This window comes from Streptomyces sp. NPDC059850 (assembly GCF_042731515.1).
Taxonomy (GTDB): domain Bacteria; phylum Actinomycetota; class Actinomycetes; order Streptomycetales; family Streptomycetaceae; genus Streptomyces.
In genome coordinates this window covers 62,109-78,486 of sequence record NZ_JBHWJI010000003.1, presented here as the reverse complement: position 1 = coordinate 78,486, position 16,378 = coordinate 62,109, and the positions used below count along the sequence as shown (strand labels likewise).

The following is a 16,378-nucleotide window of genomic DNA, read 5'->3' as shown; positions in this document are numbered from 1 at the left end:
TCGACGTAGAGCAGCCCCATCCACTCTGTTGACATGACCCTTCTGGGCGTCGCAACATGAACGCGACGTTCGCTTAGTGAACGTTCCACATGACTCTGGAGCGCAGCATGAGCAATCAGCCGCTGAAGTTCTTCGCCTTCGATGTGTCCGCTCCCGCGCATTTGACCGCGGGTTCCTGGCGCGACCCGGATGACGAGGGACGGCGCTACACCGACCTGAGCTACTGGACCGACACGGCCCGCATGCTGGAAGAGGCCTGCTTCGACGGCATCTTCTTCGCCGACACCGTCGGCTACCACGACGTCTACGGCGGGTCCCCCGACGCCGCCCTGCGCGATGCCGCCCAGTTTCCGATCAACGACCCCGCGCTCGTCGTCTCGGCGATGGCTTCGGCCACGCGTCACCTGGGCTTCGGCGTCACCTCGTCCCTGACGTACGAACAGCCCTACGCCCTGGCGCGCAAGTTCAGCACGCTGGACCACCTCACGGCCGGCCGGGTCGGCTGGAACATCGTCACCTCCTACAACGAATCGGCCGCGCGCAACCTCGGGCTCGGCACGCAGATCCCGCACGACAAGCGCTACGACATGGCGGATGAGTACCTGCGGGTCTGCTACAAGCTCTGGGAGGGCTCCTGGCAGGACGACGCGGTCATCCGCGACGCAGCGGCCGGTTCCTACCTCGACCCGCGGCGCGTCCACCCGATTCACCACCAGGGCACCTACTTCGATGTGCCGGGGCTGCACCTGTGCGAGCCGTCCCCGCAGCGCACCCCCATGCTCTTCCAGGCCGGGGCCTCCTCCCGGGGGATGCTCTTCGCCGCCCAGAACGCCGAAGCGGTCTTCGTGAACACGATGACTCCCGAGCTGACCCGGCGCAGCGTCCACAAGGTCCGTACCGCGGTGGCGGAGGCGGGCCGCGACCCGCGGAGCGTCAAGGTCCTCGCGCTGATCACCGTGATCGTCGCGCCCACCGACGCCCAGGCGCGGGAGAAGTACGAGCGGCACCTTCGCAACGTCAGCTACGAGGGCGCGCTGGCCCGGTTCGCGGGCTGGACCGGGATCGACCTGAGCGGCGTGGACCCGGACATGCCGCTGGAGTACGCGGAGGTGGACGGCTCGCGCTCGATGGTGGAGATGTTCTCCAAGGCGGACCCCACGCGGACCTGGACCACCCGCCAGATCGCCGAGTTCATCGGCATCGGCGGTACCGGCGCGGTCATCGTCGGCTCGCCGCGGACGGTGGCGTCCGAGCTGCGCAGGTGGCGGGACGTGGCCGACCTCGACGGTTTCAACGTCAGCTACGCGACCAAGCCCGGTGGCTGGGAGGACTTCATCGAGCTGGCGCTTCCGGAGCTGCGCCGACAGGGCCTGGCGCGCGAGTGCTACGACGAGAACGCCACCACGCTCCGCGAGAGCTTCTACGGAGCGGGTCGGCGCCGCACGCTGCCGGACCACCCGGCCTCGAAGATCCGCTCCGCCCTGCCCGAGGGCGACCGGCCACGGGCCACCCTCAGCGGAGCACGGGCCTGACGGCCCGCACACCCCCACTCACCGTTTGACCACCTCGAAGGGAGCGTCACCATGACCACCTACGCCACCGAGCAGCAGCTCGACCAGATGGACTTCCGCCACGTCATGTCCCACCTGCCGACCGGCGTGGTGGCGGTGACGGGCATCGAGCCGTCCACGGCCCAGCCCGTCGGCATGATCGTCGGTACGTTCGCCTCGCTCTCCCTCGACCCGCCGCTGGTCGCCTTCAGTGTCGCCCGTACCTCCAGCAGCTGGCCCAAGGTCCGCGGCGGGGTCCGGTTCAGCGCCAGCATTCTCGCCGGAGGCCAGGACGCGGTCTGCCGGTCCCTGTCCCGCAAGAGCGGTGACAAGTTCGCCGATGTGGAGTGGCACCCGTCCCCTGACGGCGCCCCGCACATCAGCGGCGCGGTCGCCTGGATCGACTGCGAGGTGACGCAGGAACTCGACGGCGGCGACCACCTCATCGTGGTCGCCCGAGTGCTGCGCATGGCCGCGGGGCCCGGGCAGCCCCTGGTCTTCCACAAGGGAAAGCTCGGCAGCTACAGCGAAGCGGTCGCCGCCTGAGCGTCGCTGATGGGCGGGGTGTCGGCGGCGGAGGCCCGTACGAGACGGGGGCCGTCCGGCCCGTACACCCCGCGCGGTTCGGGGAACGCGGTCAGCAGGCCGAGGTAGCTCACGGCGGCGAGGGCGAGGCCGACCGGCAGGGAGATGTCGGCCCCGTTCGCGAGGTCGCCCAGCGGGCCGACGAACTGGCCCGGCAGGTTCACGAAGAGCAGCGCCACCACGGCCGACACCAGCCAGGCGGACATCCCGCGCCAGTTCCAGCCGTGGGTGAACCAGTAACGGCCGCCGCGCTGGCGGCGGTTGAAGACCTGCAGCGCCTCCGCGTCGTACCAGCCACGGCGGGTCACATAACCGAGAACCATCACGACCATCCAGGGCGCGGTGCACGTGACGATCAGCGTCGCGAAGGTCGAGATGGACTGGGTGAGATTCAGGGCGAACCGGCCGAGGAAGACGAACACGATCGACAGCGCCCCGATGAGGAACGTCGCCCGGACCCGGCTGAAGCGCGGAAAGACACTGGAGAAGTCGAGGCCGGTGCCGTAGAGCGCGGTGGTGCCAGTGGACAGGCCGCCGATCAGCGCGATCAGGCACACCGGCAGGAAGTACCAGCCGGGCGAGACCGCCAGCAGCCCGCCGACGTAGTTGGGGGCGGCCGGGTCGACGTACGAGGCGGCCTTGGTCGCGATGACCGAGGCGGTGGCCAGGCCGAAGACGAACGGCAGCAGGGTGGCGAGCTGGGCGAGGAACGCGGCGCCCATCACCCGGCGGCGCGGTGTCGCGGCCGGGATGTAGCGGGACCAGTCACCGAGGAAGGCGCCGAAGGAGACCGGGTTGGACAGCACGATCAGCGCGGCGCCGATGAACGACGGCCAGAACAGCGGGTCGGCGGTCGAGTCGAAGGTGCCCGCGTAGCCGGGGTCGAAATCACCGCCGAACGCGACGGCGCCCAGCACGAAGAGCGCCGACGCGGCGATCACGGCAACCTTGTTGACCAGCAGCATGAAGCGGAAGCCGTAGACGCAGACGATGAGGACGAGCACCGCGAACACCGCGTAGGCGGCGCCGTACGAAACCTCCGACTCCGGTACGCCGACGAGCCGGTGGGCCCCGCCGATGAGCGCGTCACCCGAGGACCACACCGAGATCGAGAAGAACGCGATCGCGGTGAGCAGCGAGAGGAACGAGCCGACGATCCGGCCGTGCACTCCCAGGTGTGCCGAGGAGGAGACCGCGTTGTTCGTGCCGTTCGCCGGGCCGAACAGCGCCATGGGGGCGAGCAGCAGCGCCCCGGCGACCAGGCCGAGGACGGTCGCCGCGAGACCCTGCGTGAAGGACAGCCCCAACAGGATGGGAAAGGCGCCGAGCACGCACGTCGCGAAGGTGTTGGCGCCGCCGAAGGCCAGCCGGAAGAGGTCGATCGGGCGGGCCGACCGGTCCTCGTCCGGTATGCGTTCGACGCCATGGGTCTCGATCTCGGTGATCGACGTGGTCACAGGCTTCACTCTCCGGTCCGGCGGTGGCATCGCCCCGTGGTCAGGGCCGGGCCACAGTCTGCGTCCCGCCCCTGACCAGCGGCAACCGTCGGTGGCGCGGTTGCTGATGCTCCGTACTCAGTCCCGGGTCGTCGGCAGGAGATCCGCGGCCGTGACGCGATGGAGGTGGATCAGGACGTCGAACTGGCGGCTGAGCGAGGTTTGGTAGGGGCTCTCCGGCCAGGAGTTCCCGATGGAGCGGGTCAGCCGCTTCGCCAGCAGCCAGTCTCGCGTCGGCTCGGGCACGGTCCGCAGATCGACGTAGTAGTCCCGGCGCGAGACGCGCTCCAGCACCTCCTCGTTGCTGCCCGCGCCCAGCGGCTCCACGGAGAAGCGGCGGTAGGGCTCCTCCGGGTCCGTCAGATCCATCGCGTTGAACGAGCCCTGCCCGAAGGTGTAGCCGATGTTCACGTACTCGGGCCCGACGCTCTCGCGGATGAACTCCCCTTGGGTCTTCGGATACTGCTCAGGGTTGTCGGACTCGTAGGAGACATGGCCGTTGTGGGCCGACAGCAGCATCCGGTGGCCGGTGTGCCGCTGCCACCACACGGTGTTCTCGGCCATGATCTGGTCGCGGTAGAGCATGGCCCTGGCGATCTTCTGCGGGTCGTCGAAGCCGTAGTACGCGTAGAGGGTGCCGGTCTGGGCGATGGCCCTGGCGTGCTGGAGAACCCACTCGTACGCCCGCCGGTCCCCGTCCGGCCCCTGCGCCCGGAGAAGCTCGTAGGCGCGGCGCACGTTCGCGGCGATCCGCTCGCGCTCGGCGAGGGGCTTGGCCAGGTTCCCGTTGACGGTCTCTTCCACGCTCCCGGTCGGCCGCAGCTCGCGGTAGGAGCGGCGGAACTCCGGCAGCAGCCGTGGGTGGTGGGCGGACACGTACTCCGTGACCCGGTCGAAAAGCTCAGGTCCCGCGTAGCCGTTGTCCTCGCCCATGAACTGCACGGGGTGGCCGGGGTGGCGGACGTTGTGGGCGCGCATCCACCTCAGCAGATCGAGATACTCGCGGGTGTTCCAGATCCGGTACGAACTCTGGAACTCCTTCCGCATGATCTTCTCCGGGTCGCCCTTCCCGTGCAGCACGTACCTGTTGAGGACCAGGCCGGTGGACCAGGGCGCCTCCAGCGCGAAGGTGGTGAAGCCCTTCTCTTCGACGAGGTACCGGAAGACGCGTTGCTTCATCGTGAAGAACTGCCGGGAGCTGTGGGTGGCCTCGCCCAGCCCGACGATCTTCGCCGAGCCGATCATGCGGCCCAGCGGGCGCAGATCGCCGCCGGGGGCGCCGGGTTCGGTGGAGCGCAGCGGCTCCGCGACGCGCGCCAGTTCGCGCGCTGGATCGGTGGTGGCCCTCGCGCTCGCGTGCGCCGTCGGGGTGGCGACCGTCAGCGCGCCGACCTGGAGTGTCAGCGCCAGCAGGAGCAGTCGTAACCGATGCGATCGATGTGGTCTGTGCGATACAGGCATGGAGTAAGGCTGCCGATGGGCGGCAGGCTCGGACAGCCTGCCAGCGTCAGTCTCCTCCGGGGGACAACCACAGGTCCGGCGCCACGTCTGAGGCGTGAAGTTGTCTGGGTCCGACCCCTTGACGGCGTGGTTGTCGAAAACTACGTTTCGCTGAACGGAAGATTGCTTCCGTTTTGTGGAAACCTCCAGTCGCGTACGCCACCTACTTCCCCCCTCTGGAGCGCCGTATGACTGCTGTGGATGGCCGATCGTGTGTGGGCACCGAAGGCGCTGTCAGTTCCGGCCTGTATACGTACGATCTCGCCCCGACGAAGAAGGAAGGGCGCCGTTGGGGCGCCTACAACGTCTTCACGCTCTGGGCGAATGACGTGCACAGCCTGGGAAATTACGCGTTCGCCATCGGCCTCTTCGCGCTCGGGCTCAACGTGTGGGGCATTCTGGCGGCCTTCGCGCTCGCCTCCGTCCTGCTCTTCCTTCTGCTCACGCTGTCCGGCTTCATGGGGCACAAGACGGGCGTCCCCTTTCCCGTCATGGGCCGCATGGCGTTCGGCATCAAGGGAGCGAAGATACCGGCCATCGTCCGGGGCGCCGTCGCCATCGCCTGGTTCGGCATCCAGACCTACCTCGCCTCCTCGGTCCTGAGCGCCCTTCTCGTCGCGATGTTTCCCGGCCTCCGCACCCTGGACACGAACTCCCTGCTCGGCCAGTCGACGCTCGGCTGGATCACCTTCCTGGCCCTGTGGACCCTCCAGGTCCTCATCGTGAGCTACGGGATGCAGATGATCCGGCGGTACATGGCCTTCGCGGCGCCCACGACGCTGATCACCATGTGCGCCCTCGCGGTCTGGATGTTCGTCCGCGCGGACGGTTCGATCTCGCTGTCCGTCGACGAGCCGCTCGTCGGCGCCGAGATGTGGCTGCAGATCCTGCAGGGCGCCGCGCTGTGGGTGGTGATCTACGGAACGTTCGTGCTCAACTTCTGCGACTTCACCCGGTCCGCGAAGAGCCGCAGCTCCATCGTCCGCGGAAACGTGATCGGCATCCCGGTGAACATGCTCTTCTTCGCCGTCATCGTCGTGGTGCTCAGCGGGGCGCAGTTCAAGCTCGACGGCCACGTCATCACCAGCCCCACGGACATCGTCCGGACGATCCCGAACGAGTTCCTGCTGGCCGCGGCCTCACTCGCCCTCATCACCCTGACCATCGCGGTGAACCTGCTGGCCAACTTCGTGGCACCGATCTACGCGCTGATCGACCTCTTCCCCCGACGGCTGAACTTCCGCCGGGCCGGTCTGGTGAGCGCGGTCATCGGTCTGGTGATCCTGCCGTGGAACCTCTACAACAGCCCGGTCGTGGTGAACTACTTTCTCGGCGGGCTCGGCGCCCTGCTCGGACCGCTGTTCGGCGTGATCATGGCGGACTACTGGCTGCTGCGGAAGTCCCGCGTCAACGTGCCCGACCTCTACACCGACGACGCCCGGGGCGAGTACCACTACCGCCGAGGCTACAACCCCCGGGCCGTCTGGGCCTTCGTCCCCAGCGCCGCCATCGCCGTCGCCATGGCCCTGGCCCCCGTGTTCCACGCCGTGGCCGGATTCTCCTGGTTCATCGGCGCCGCCCTCGCCGCGGCGCTGTACGCGGTCATCGCGGACCGCACGGTGCAGCACCGGGACGTGGACGGCGAGGCCATCGCCGTCGCCGCCGAATGACCTCCTCAGCAGAAGGCCGAACGATGCGCATCCTCGTCGTGAACGTCAACACCACCCCGTCCATCACCGACGCGATCGGCCAGCAGGCGGCCGGTGTGGCATCGCCCGGAACCGAGATCATCGCGCTGACGCCCGCCTTCGGGGCGGAGTCGGTCGAGGGCAACTACGAGAGCTACCTCGCCGCCGTCGCCGTGATGGAAACCGTCCGCGCCTACCCGGAGCCGTTCGACGCCGTGATCCAGGCCGGATACGGCGAACACGGCAGGGAAGGGCTGCAGGAACTGCTCGACGTCCCGGTGGTCGACATCACCGAGGCGGCCGCGAGCACCGCCCAGTTCCTCGGCCGCGGCTACTCCGTCGTCACGAGCCTCGACCGCACGGTCCCGCTGATCGAGGAGCGCCTGCACGCCGCCGGTCTGAGCGCCCGGTGCGCCTCCGTACGCGCCAGCGGGCTCGCCGTACTGGATCTCGAACGGGACGAGAGCGCGGCCATCGACGCCATCGCCGAACAGGCCGCCCGTGCGGTGGAGGAAGACCGGGCGGAGGTGATCTGCCTGGGCTGCGGCGGCATGTCCGGCCTCACCGAACGCGTCGTCGACCGTACCGGGGTCCCCGTCGTCGACGGGGTGACGGCGGCTGTGACGATCGCCGAGTCCCTCGTCCGCCTCGGCCTGTCCACCTCCAAGGTGCGCACCTACGCACCTCCTCGGCCCAAGAAGATCGTCAACTGGCCCCCACCGGCGTGACGGGTGCCGTGCGGTCAACACCCCACCGGGATCGGCCGGATGCCGCCTGTTCATGGGTGCGTGAGCGCCCATAGGCTGTGCGACCTTCGCGCTCTGGGGGGCTCATGAACGGTCTCCGTGCGGTTTTGGTCTGCCTTGTGTTCGCGTGTGCCACGTTGGTGTCGCCTGCCGGGGCGGTGACGCCGAGCTGGTCGGCGCTGCCCGTGCCGGGGGCGGCCCCGCCCGTGACCGTGTCCGATCTCGCCGCCCGAGGGAAGGGCGAGGCGTGGGCGACCGGGTACGAGCACGCCGCCGATGGACCGCGGCCGATGCTGTACCGGTGGGACGGCACGGCGTGGAGCCGGGACACCACCTTCCCCGGCGCCGGTGAACCGGGCTGGCTCGGGAAGGTGCGGTTCGTCGGCGAGGAAGTGTGGATCCTCCACGGCCGCGCGGGGGAGGGGCAGATCCTGCGCCGGACGGCGGGAGGGTGGAGCGCCGTCCCGCTGCCGCAGACCCTGTGGACCTACCAGGACTTCACCGCCGTACCGGGCGCCGCGTGGGTGGTCGGTGAGGACGCCACCGGGCTGAAGGTGCTGCACTACGACGGTTCCCGCTGGACCACGCAGTCCACCCCGGACGGTGTGCTGTTCCTGATGGGGATCACCGCGCGTACCGCCACCGACGTCTGGGCCTGGGCGGACACCAGCACCGGGACCACCGTCCTGCGCGGGAACGGCACGGCGTGGCGGGACGCGAAGGTGCCGCTGCCCCCGGACAGCAACGTGCACACGATCCTGCCCGAACCGTCCGGCCGGGTCACGGTCGGCGGCAGCCAGTACACCGACGGCGTGGCCCGCACCTACCTCATGACCTGGAACGGGCACGCCTGGCGCACCACCTACCCACCGCTGGGCGACACCTCCACCGAGGCCATGGCGCGCGGCCCGGACGGCGCGCTGTGGCTGCCGGTGCGTAGCGACCGCGCGTTCCAGTCGAAGTACGCGCGGGTGGACGGCCCCCGCACCACCTTCTCCTACGGCCCGGAGCGGGGAGGCGCGATCGACGTCAAGCCGCGTGCCCTGACCAAGGCCGGATTCGCGCTGCTGTCCTTCGGGACCGCCGAGATCTACGGCACGAAACCGAATCTGATGAGCGAGCGGCTGGGAGGCTGACCATGGCACGCCGACTTCTCGTCGCGGCGCTCGCCGTCGCCATGACCCTCGTGACCCTCATGGGCTCGGCGGCGGCGGACACCTCGCCCTGGCAACACGTTCCGGTCCCGGCACAGGTACGCCCACAGGCCGGGCTGAACGAGGCCGTGGCGCTCGGGCCGGACCGGGCGTGGGCGGTGGGCGCCGACGCCGTCGGCCGCGAGGCGCCGGGCTTCCCGCTGGTGCTGCGCTGGGACGGAACCGCGTGGCAGCGCCAGGGTCTGCCCGGCATCGGCTGGCAGGGAGAGCTGCTGTCCATCGCCGCGACCTCACCGGCCGAGGTCTGGGCGGTCGGCCGCGACGCGGCGGGCGGCACCCGCCTGCTCCGCTTCGACGGCACCGCCTGGTCCGAGAACCGGCCGCCGAGCGGTGTCGTGCTGACCAAAGTCGTCGCGGGTGGCGGTGAGACCTGGCTGATCGGCTCGCGGGACAGCGCGCAGGTACTGCTGCGCTGGGACGGGAGCGGCTGGCAGGACGTGCCGGTGCCGCCGGGAGCCGTATACGGCCTGCACATCCTGGCCGCCGACGACGTCTGGGCCGCGGGCGCCACCAACTCGGGTGCGGCCGTGTCGCACTGGAACGGACAGGCGTGGCAGCAGACGGTCGTGGACGGCTTCCCGCGATCGGCCGTGGGCAGTGTGCTGGCGGTCTCGCCGACGGAGGTGTGGGCGGGTGGCACGGCCGGGTTCGTCGGCGGCCCACCGGGCCGTCCGATCCCGCCCCTGCTGGCCCGCTGGGACGGGCAGGCGTGGAATCGGGTGACCCTGCCCACCGACTTCGGCTCGATCACCTCACTGGCGCCCGCCACCTCCGGCGCCCTGGCCTGGGTCTCGGTGGCCCGCTCCCAGAAGTGGGGCCCGCCGGGCAGCTCTCCGCCACTTGTCCCCGGGCCGGACTTCCTCGCCTGGAACGGGCAGTCGTTCACCGAGTACAGCGAACCGGCGGTGGCCGGGGAGGGCGATTCCTCGATACTGCGGCTGGCCCCGGTGCCGGGCACGGCGACGGTGTGGTCGGTCGGCAGAGCCGACGGCCCCGAGGCCACCTTCGCCCCGCGCGTCCTGCGGTTCGGCTGAGCTGACGAACGGGGCTCCGCCCGAGGCGTACCGCACGACGTCAAGGTCAAGGCCGCTCCGGCCAACGGCTCGGCTCCGCCGGGTCACTGGCCCGCGGCCCGGAAGCCGCGCAGGCGGAGGCTGTTGCCGACCACGAAGACGGAGGAGAAGGCCATCGCGGCTCCGGCGATCATCGGGTTGAGGAGTCCGGAGGCGGCGAGGGGGAGGGCTGCGACGTTGTAGGCGAAGGCCCAGAAGAGGTTCGACTTGATGGTGCCCAGGGTCTTGCGGGACAGCCGGATGGCGTCGGCGGCGGCCCTGAGGTCGCCGCGCACCAGGGTCAGGTCCCCGGCCTCGATGGCGGCGTCGGTGCCGGTGCCCATCGCGAGGCCCAGGTCGGCCCGGGCGAGGGCGGCGGCGTCGTTGACTCCGTCGCCGACCATCGCCACCGAACGGCCCTCGGCCTGCAGCCGCTTGACCACGTCCACCTTGTCCTGCGGCATGACCTCGGCGATCACCTGCCCGGCATCGATGCCCACCTCGGCGGCCACCGCCTCGGCGACGGTCTTGTTGTCGCCGGTCAGGAGGACGGGGGTGAGACCGAGGGCGCGCAGCCGCTGGATCGCCTCCGGGCTGGTGTCCTTGACGGCGTCGGCCACCTCCAGGACCGCGCGGGCCTCGCCGTCCCACGCGACGGCGATGGCGGTACGTCCGGCGGCTTCGGCTTCCGCCTTGGCGCGCTCCAGCTCCGTGGGCAGGGAGATGGTCCACTCGGCCAGGAGCTTGGTGCGGCCGACCAGGACCGCGTGACCCTCGACGATGCCCTGGACGCCGAGTCCGGCCACGTTGGCGAAGTCCTCCGGGGTGGGCAGGTTGCCCACGCGGGTGGCCGCCCCGGCCGCGACGGCCTGGGCGATGGGGTGTTCGGAGGAGTGCTCCAGGGCGCCCGCGAGCCGCAGTACGTCCGTCTCGTCCGTACCGTCGGCGGTGTGCACCGCGAGCAGCGTCATGCGGCCGGTGGTGACGGTGCCGGTCTTGTCCAGGACGATGGTGTCCACCGTGCGCGTGGTCTCCAGGACTTCGGGGCCCTTGATGAGGATGCCGAGCTGGGCGCCGCGTCCCGTGCCGACCATGAGCGCGGTCGGAGTGGCCAGGCCCAGGGCGCACGGGCACGCGATGATGAGGACCGCGACCGCGGCGGTGAAGGCGGCGGTCAGCCCCGCGCCGTTGCCGAGCCAGAAGCCGAGGGTGCCGAGAGCCAGGGCGATCACGACCGGGACGAACACCGCCGAGATCCGGTCGGCGAGCCGCTGGGCCGCCGCCTTGCCGTTCTGCGCGTCCTCCACGAGCTTGGCCATGCGGGCGAGCTGGGTGTCGGCGCCGACCCGGGTGGCCTCCACGACCAGGCGGCCACCGGCGTTGAGCGTGGCCCCGGTGACGTGGTCGCCGACACCGGCCTCGACGGGAACCGACTCGCCCGTGAGCATCGAGGCGTCGATCGCGGACGTGCCCTCGACGATCGCGCCGTCGGTGGCGATCTTCTCGCCGGGCCGGACCAGGAACCGGTCGCCGACCGTCAACTCGCCGATGGGGGTGAGCTGTTCACGGCCGCCGCGCAGGACCGTGACCTCCTTGGCGCCCAGTTCCATCAGCGCCTTGAGCGCCGCGCCCGCCTTCCGCTTCGACCGTGCCTCGAAGTACCGCCCGGCGAGGATGAAGGCGGTGACCCCAGCCGCCGCCTCCAGATAGATGTTCCCGGCGCCGTCGGTGCGGGCGATGGTGAACTCGAAGGCGTGCGTCATGCCGGGCGTTCCGGCCGTGCCGAAGAACAGGGCCCACAGGGACCAGAGGAACGCCGCGGTCGTGCCGACCGAGATCAGCGTGTCCATGGTGGCCGCGCCGTGCCGGGCGTTGGTCCAGGCCGCCTTGTGGAAGGGCCAGGCGGTGTACGTCACCACGGGCGCCGCCAGCGTCAGCGACAGCCACTGCCAGTACTCGAACTGCAACGCGGGGACCATCGCCATCGCGATCACGGGAACGGCGAGCACGACGGCGGCGGTCAACCGCTGCCGCAGCGGGCGTAGTTCGGCCTCCCCCTCGTCGTCCGGATCGGCGCCGGGCGCGGTGTGCGCGGGGTCCGGCTCGGGCTCGCGGGCGGTGTATCCGGTGGCCTCGACGGTGGCTATCAGTTCCGTGACGGCGATGTCCTCCCGGAAGGTGACCTTGGCCTTCTCGGTGGCGTAATTGACGGTGGCCTCGACCCCGTCCATGCGGTTGAGCTTCTTCTCGATCCGGGCGGCGCACGAGGCGCAGGTCATGCCGCCGATGGCGAGTTCGACCTCTTCGGTGCTGGGTGTGGTGGTGGTCATGTCTGCTCCTCGCAGCTCACGGACGTGACACATGAAGGTGGCGTATACCCCGCTGGGGTATGGTCGCGACCCGTTCCTGTATACCCCCCACCCGTATCCTTGGCAAGGTGGGGGAGCGGCTTGACACGATACCCCCCAGGGGTATCGTGAAGTGCGGAAGGCCGCGCCACGGGCGGCCAGCAGACGAGGAGTGCGCCATGAACACCGGACTGCGGATCACCGCATTCGCCGCCGCGCTCGCCGCGACCTTCGGCACCGCGTACGGCGTGGGCAGCGGGGTCGGCGAGATCTCGCCCGAGCCCGCGAAGGCGGCTCACGGAAAGCACCAAGAGGCCGCCCCGCCCGGGGGTCCGCAGGTCTCCGGGCCCCCGCCCGGGGGTCTGCAGGTCTCCGACGGGGGCTACACCCTCGACCTCAAGACTCCGCGACTCCGGGCAGGCAAGAGCGCCGACCTGCGCTTCGCCATCGTGCGCGACGCGACGGGGCGTCAGGTCACCGGCTACGCCCGGGAACACGACAAGGAGCTGCACCTGATCGTCGCCTCGCGCGACCTGGCGGAATACCGCCATCTGCATCCGACCCGGGCGGCCGACGGCACCTGGTCCACTCCCGTGGACCTGCCTCGGGCGGGCGGCTACCGCGTCTTCGCCGACTTCAAGCCCAAAGGGGGAGAGGCGCTGACGCTCGGCGCCGACCTCGCCGTATCCGGGTCGTACGAGCCGACGCGGCTACCCGCGCACCACGCCACGGCCAAGGCCGACGGTTACGAGGTCGAGCTGGGTGGCGGTCTGACCCCCGGCGAGGCCGGTGAACTCACGCTGACCGTCACCAAGAACGGCAAGCCGGTGCGTGACCTCCAGCCCTACCTCGGCGCCTACGGCCACCTGGTCGCCCTGCGCTCCGGCGACCTCGCGTACCTGCACGTCCACCCCAACGGCGAGCCGGGCGACGGCAAGACCAGGCCCGGCCCCGGCATCTCCTTCACGGCTACGGCGCCGAGCCCGGGCGCGTACCGCCTGTTCCTGGACTTCAAGCACCAGGGCACGGTCCGCACGGCGGCCTTCACGGTGCATGCGCGGGGCGCGGACGCGAAGCCGGAGCAACCCGAGAAGCCGGAGCAACCCGAAGAGTCCTCGGAGCACTCGCACTGACCGTGGCACGGTGGCCTACCCGAGCGCTGACGAACGCGGCGGCGCCGACGCGACGGTGGTGACGGCGGGGTGAAGTCGGTGAACAGCGCGGCGGCCAGCGGGTTCCACGTCGCCGACGCGGTCGGCCGACGTCCTTGCCCGAGAGTTCGAAGAGGTAGACGCGCTCATCCTCGCTGAGCCGCAGCGCGCTCGCCAGGACGTCCAGCACCGGTTCGGCGGCCTGTCGGCGCCCCTGTTCCAGACGGGTGTAGTAGTCGGGGCTGATCGACGCGAGCAGGGCGACCTCCGCCCGCCGCAGGCCCGGAACCCGCCGCCGCCCCCCGCCGGGGAGCCCGACCGCCACGGGGCTCAGCTCCCTCCGCCGCGCCTTGAGGAAGTCGCCCGGTTCGCTGCTCATGCGAACCCAGCGGCGACTTCGCGCTCGCCGGGATCCTCTTCCTGCCGGGCACGCCCTCCGCCGACCGGCTCCCGGCCGTCGTCGTCTCCCACCCGGGCGGCGGTGTGAAGGAGCAGACCGCGAGCGTCTACGCCGAGCGTCTGGCCCGCGAGGGATTCGCCGCGCTGGTCTTCGACGCCGCCTGCCAAGGCGAGAGCGAGGGCGAGCCGCGCGGCCTGGAAAACCCCTTTTATGACAAGGACGAGCACGTCACTCCGGCCGTCGCCAAACTCACCACTTTCTTTACCACCCACCTGGGCCGCAGGCCGCGAGGGGGCCGCGGGGGCATGTGAGGTTGCCCGTCCGTGCCCTAGATTGCTGTGGAGGCAACCCGCTGTCGCGCACAGCGGCGAGAGGAGCGGACGTGGTCGAACGTCTGGGTCTGCTGGGGCGGCACGGGCGGTCACTGGTCGGCGTGCTCGCCCTCATGGCGGCTGTCGGTTTCCTCGCGGCGGTCGCTTGGAAAGCCACGCAGGGAAGCGACTTGACGACCGTCGCCAATCTGGTGACGGTCGTGGGCTCATTCGTCAGCGCTTTCATAGCGATTGCGGGCTGGCACCGGCCGCAATCCGTTGATGTGGACGCCCTGGAGACCGCACGCCGCAATCTGGCGCGGACGCTGCTGGGCGTTTACCGGGATGAGCGGAAGAACCTGCTGGGCAACGACTTCAAGGCGATCGACGTCGGTTTCCGTTACACGCCGGAGCGAGGGCGCAACGCGGAGAACGCCGGGCCGACCGGCTCCTTCGGCCACATCGCGGACTACTACCGGCAGCTGCATCCCCGGCGCCTGGTGATCACGGGGGCGCCGGGCTCGGGCAAGACCCTGCTCGTAATCGAGCTGGCCATACAGCTGCTGGAGGACCGCGAGGCAGACGATCCCGTACCGTTCAAAGTCTCCCTGGCCACGTGGGACACCGCTGTCCCCTTCGCCGACTGGCTCGTGGACGAACTCTCCCGATTACCGGAATGCCCCCGGTCGCTCGCCGCCATGCTGGTGCAGGACAGATCGATCCTCCCCGTACTCGACGGGCTGGACGAGATGGTGCATGAGGGCGACCCGAGCCGACGCTCCCGGGCAGCCCTGATGACGCTCAACGAGACGGAGCGCGGCGAAGCGCTCGTGCTCACCTGCCGCAGGGACGAGTACGACGCCATGCGAGCGGCGCGCTGCCGACTGCGGGACTGCGCTCCGGTCGACCTTCAGGACGTTCCGCCACACCAGGCTCGTGAGTACCTGGAGGCCCGGGCGTACGACGTCGGATTGTGGCGCGAGGTGCTGCACGACCTCGATCAGCGGGAGTCGGGTGTGCTGGCCACGACGCTGACCACGCCCTGGCTGCTGACCATGGTGTCCACCGTCGCCGAAGCCGACGGTGATACGGCATTCCTCCAGCCGTTCCTTGAGCAACCGGCGCAGTCGGCCGCCCTCTCGGCGTTCGAGCACGAGCTGCTGCCGCGCTACCTGGCCTCGGTCACCGCGCTGCACGCCCTTCCGGGCGGAGGGCATTACGACCACGGTGATGTCCGCCGCTGGTCGTCGCGGCTCGCGGGCCATCTGCGGGAGACCGGCGGGCGGGTCTTCGGCGGACGAATGATGTCGGGCAGGGAGATCACTCTTCATGAGCTGTGGCCCATCGCGGGGAACATTCTGCCGCGGACGGTCACCGCCGCGATCACGGTGGCCCTGTGGGTCCCGGCGTTCGTTTCCCTGGTGATGTGCCTGGATCGGCAGAGTCACTTTCCGCAGCCCGGTGCCGGGATTCTGCTGCTGCTGGCGCTACTGCCCTCGGCTGCTGTGCTGGCCAGTGCGGGTCACTGGCCACAGCCCCGGCGCGTCATTCTCGGCAACCTCGTCACCGCCCGCGGCATCGGCCGCGTCGCCTGCGCGGCGGCGTTGGGGACGGTGCTGGCCGCGAACGGGGCGGTGGCCTTCACCGCCGGGTTCGGCGTGATGTACGGCGCGGGATTCGCCCTTGTCTTCGGTCTCGGCCTGGCGGTATCCGTGCGCTCGGACATCCATCTCAAAGCAGCCTTGTCGGCAGCCCTCGTCGTGGGCCTGGCTGGAGGCGCCGGTGCTGGGGTGACGGTCCTGGGCTTCGGTGCGTTCGCCGGGCTGGTGGCGGGGCTCGCCGGAGGAGCGCTGGCGCTGGTTGTGGCCGTGCACGTGGGGATCGCTCTGGCCCGCAGAAGGGGAGGCGGCCTCCCCGACCAGGATGAACCCGGCCTTCCGAGTCCCGACAGCGCACTGCGCAACGATGTGGTGGCGGGTGTTGTCGCGGGAGCGATCACGGGGGCCATCGCGTTCGTCGTGGCCTGGCGTGCGTCATGGATGTCCGCCCCGCTGCCGCTCGCGGTCCTCGTGGGGGCTTCGGCCTTCCTGGCCGCCGGACCCGGATTCACCTCGGCGGTGTCACGGCGCTATCTGGCTCTGCTGCTCTGTTCCAGGCGTCACCTTCCCTGGCGCCTTACCCGATTCATGCGGTGGGCGCGTACAGCGGGCATCTTGCGCATCGCCTCCACGACGTACCAGTTCCGCCACGACCGCCTGCTCCAGTGGCTCGGACGTTAGGTGCGAAGGGGCCCGCTTCCCGCCGGACCTGGTTACACTGTGGCACCGCGACGTCACG

The 16,378-nt window shown here is 70.4% G+C and carries 11 protein-coding genes and 2 pseudogenes; 9 read left to right on the top strand and 4 right to left on the bottom strand.

Annotated features, from left to right (window positions below; all coding sequences use genetic code 11):
* The first annotated feature begins 107 nt into the window (after positions 1-107).
* Entirely contained in the window at positions 108-1,532 is a 1,425-nt protein-coding gene (locus ACFV9T_RS03535; RefSeq protein WP_385436423.1) for an LLM class flavin-dependent oxidoreductase, read from the top strand.
* A 51-nt stretch (positions 1,533-1,583) separates the two neighbouring features.
* Positions 1,584-2,096, top strand: a complete 513-nt coding sequence (locus ACFV9T_RS03530) for a flavin reductase family protein (RefSeq protein ID WP_385436422.1) — start codon at positions 1,584-1,586, stop codon at positions 2,094-2,096.
* Here ACFV9T_RS03530 and ACFV9T_RS03525 read toward each other — a convergent pair.
* Together ACFV9T_RS03525 and ACFV9T_RS03520 are read right to left on the bottom strand one after the other, a co-directional pair.
* Positions 2,072-3,592 carry a purine-cytosine permease family protein gene (locus ACFV9T_RS03525; RefSeq protein ID WP_385436421.1) on the bottom strand — a complete coding sequence of 507 codons (1,521 nt, stop codon included), beginning with the start codon at positions 3,590-3,592 and terminating at the stop codon, positions 2,072-2,074. The genes ACFV9T_RS03530 and ACFV9T_RS03525 overlap by 25 nt on opposite strands.
* A gap of 117 nt (positions 3,593-3,709) precedes the next feature.
* Positions 3,710-5,092, bottom strand: a complete 1,383-nt coding sequence (locus ACFV9T_RS03520) for an erythromycin esterase family protein (RefSeq protein ID WP_385436420.1) — start codon at positions 5,090-5,092, stop codon at positions 3,710-3,712.
* A gap of 227 nt (positions 5,093-5,319) precedes the next feature.
* On the opposite strand from ACFV9T_RS03520, the gene ACFV9T_RS03515 reads away from it, so the two are divergent.
* The 4 genes from ACFV9T_RS03515 to ACFV9T_RS03500 all read left to right on the top strand — a co-directional run bounded on the left by ACFV9T_RS03515 (position 5,320) and on the right by ACFV9T_RS03500 (position 9,813).
* A complete protein-coding gene (locus ACFV9T_RS03515; protein ID WP_385436419.1) occupies positions 5,320-6,801 on the top strand; it encodes an NCS1 family nucleobase:cation symporter-1 in 1,482 nt (493 codons plus the stop codon).
* Positions 6,802-6,824: 23 nt separating this feature from the next.
* On the top strand, positions 6,825-7,547 hold the full coding sequence (locus ACFV9T_RS03510; RefSeq protein WP_385436418.1) for an aspartate/glutamate racemase family protein: 723 nt from the start codon (positions 6,825-6,827) through the stop codon (positions 7,545-7,547).
* A gap of 104 nt (positions 7,548-7,651) precedes the next feature.
* Positions 7,652-8,701: a hypothetical protein gene (locus ACFV9T_RS03505; RefSeq protein ID WP_385436417.1), complete on the top strand. Its 1,050-nt coding sequence runs from the start codon at positions 7,652-7,654 to the stop codon at positions 8,699-8,701.
* A gap of 2 nt (positions 8,702-8,703) precedes the next feature.
* Positions 8,704-9,813: a hypothetical protein gene (locus tag ACFV9T_RS03500; RefSeq protein ID WP_385436416.1), complete on the top strand. Its 1,110-nt coding sequence runs from the start codon at positions 8,704-8,706 to the stop codon at positions 9,811-9,813.
* An 83-nt stretch (positions 9,814-9,896) separates the two neighbouring features.
* Here ACFV9T_RS03500 and ACFV9T_RS03495 read toward each other — a convergent pair whose 3' ends face one another.
* Positions 9,897-12,161, bottom strand: a complete 2,265-nt coding sequence (locus tag ACFV9T_RS03495; protein ID WP_385436415.1) for a heavy metal translocating P-type ATPase — start codon at positions 12,159-12,161, stop codon at positions 9,897-9,899.
* A gap of 197 nt (positions 12,162-12,358) precedes the next feature.
* On the opposite strand from ACFV9T_RS03495, the gene ACFV9T_RS03490 reads away from it, so the two are divergent.
* Positions 12,359-13,312 carry a hypothetical protein gene (locus tag ACFV9T_RS03490; protein ID WP_385436414.1) on the top strand — a complete coding sequence of 318 codons (954 nt, stop codon included), beginning with the start codon at positions 12,359-12,361 and terminating at the stop codon, positions 13,310-13,312.
* Positions 13,313-13,397: 85 nt separating this feature from the next.
* Here the strand turns inward: ACFV9T_RS03490 and ACFV9T_RS03485 are convergent.
* Positions 13,398-13,709, bottom strand: a pseudogene (locus tag ACFV9T_RS03485) (helix-turn-helix domain-containing protein); the annotation flags it as partial.
* 32 nt (positions 13,710-13,741) lie between these two features.
* Between ACFV9T_RS03485 and ACFV9T_RS03480 the strand changes: the two are divergent.
* Together ACFV9T_RS03480 and ACFV9T_RS03475 are read left to right on the top strand one after the other, a co-directional pair.
* A pseudogene (locus ACFV9T_RS03480) lies at positions 13,742-13,987 on the top strand (alpha/beta hydrolase); the annotation flags it as partial.
* A gap of 125 nt (positions 13,988-14,112) precedes the next feature.
* A complete protein-coding gene (locus ACFV9T_RS03475; protein WP_385436413.1) occupies positions 14,113-16,320 on the top strand; it encodes an NACHT domain-containing protein in 2,208 nt (735 codons plus the stop codon).
* Positions 16,321-16,378: the final 58 nt, after the last annotated feature.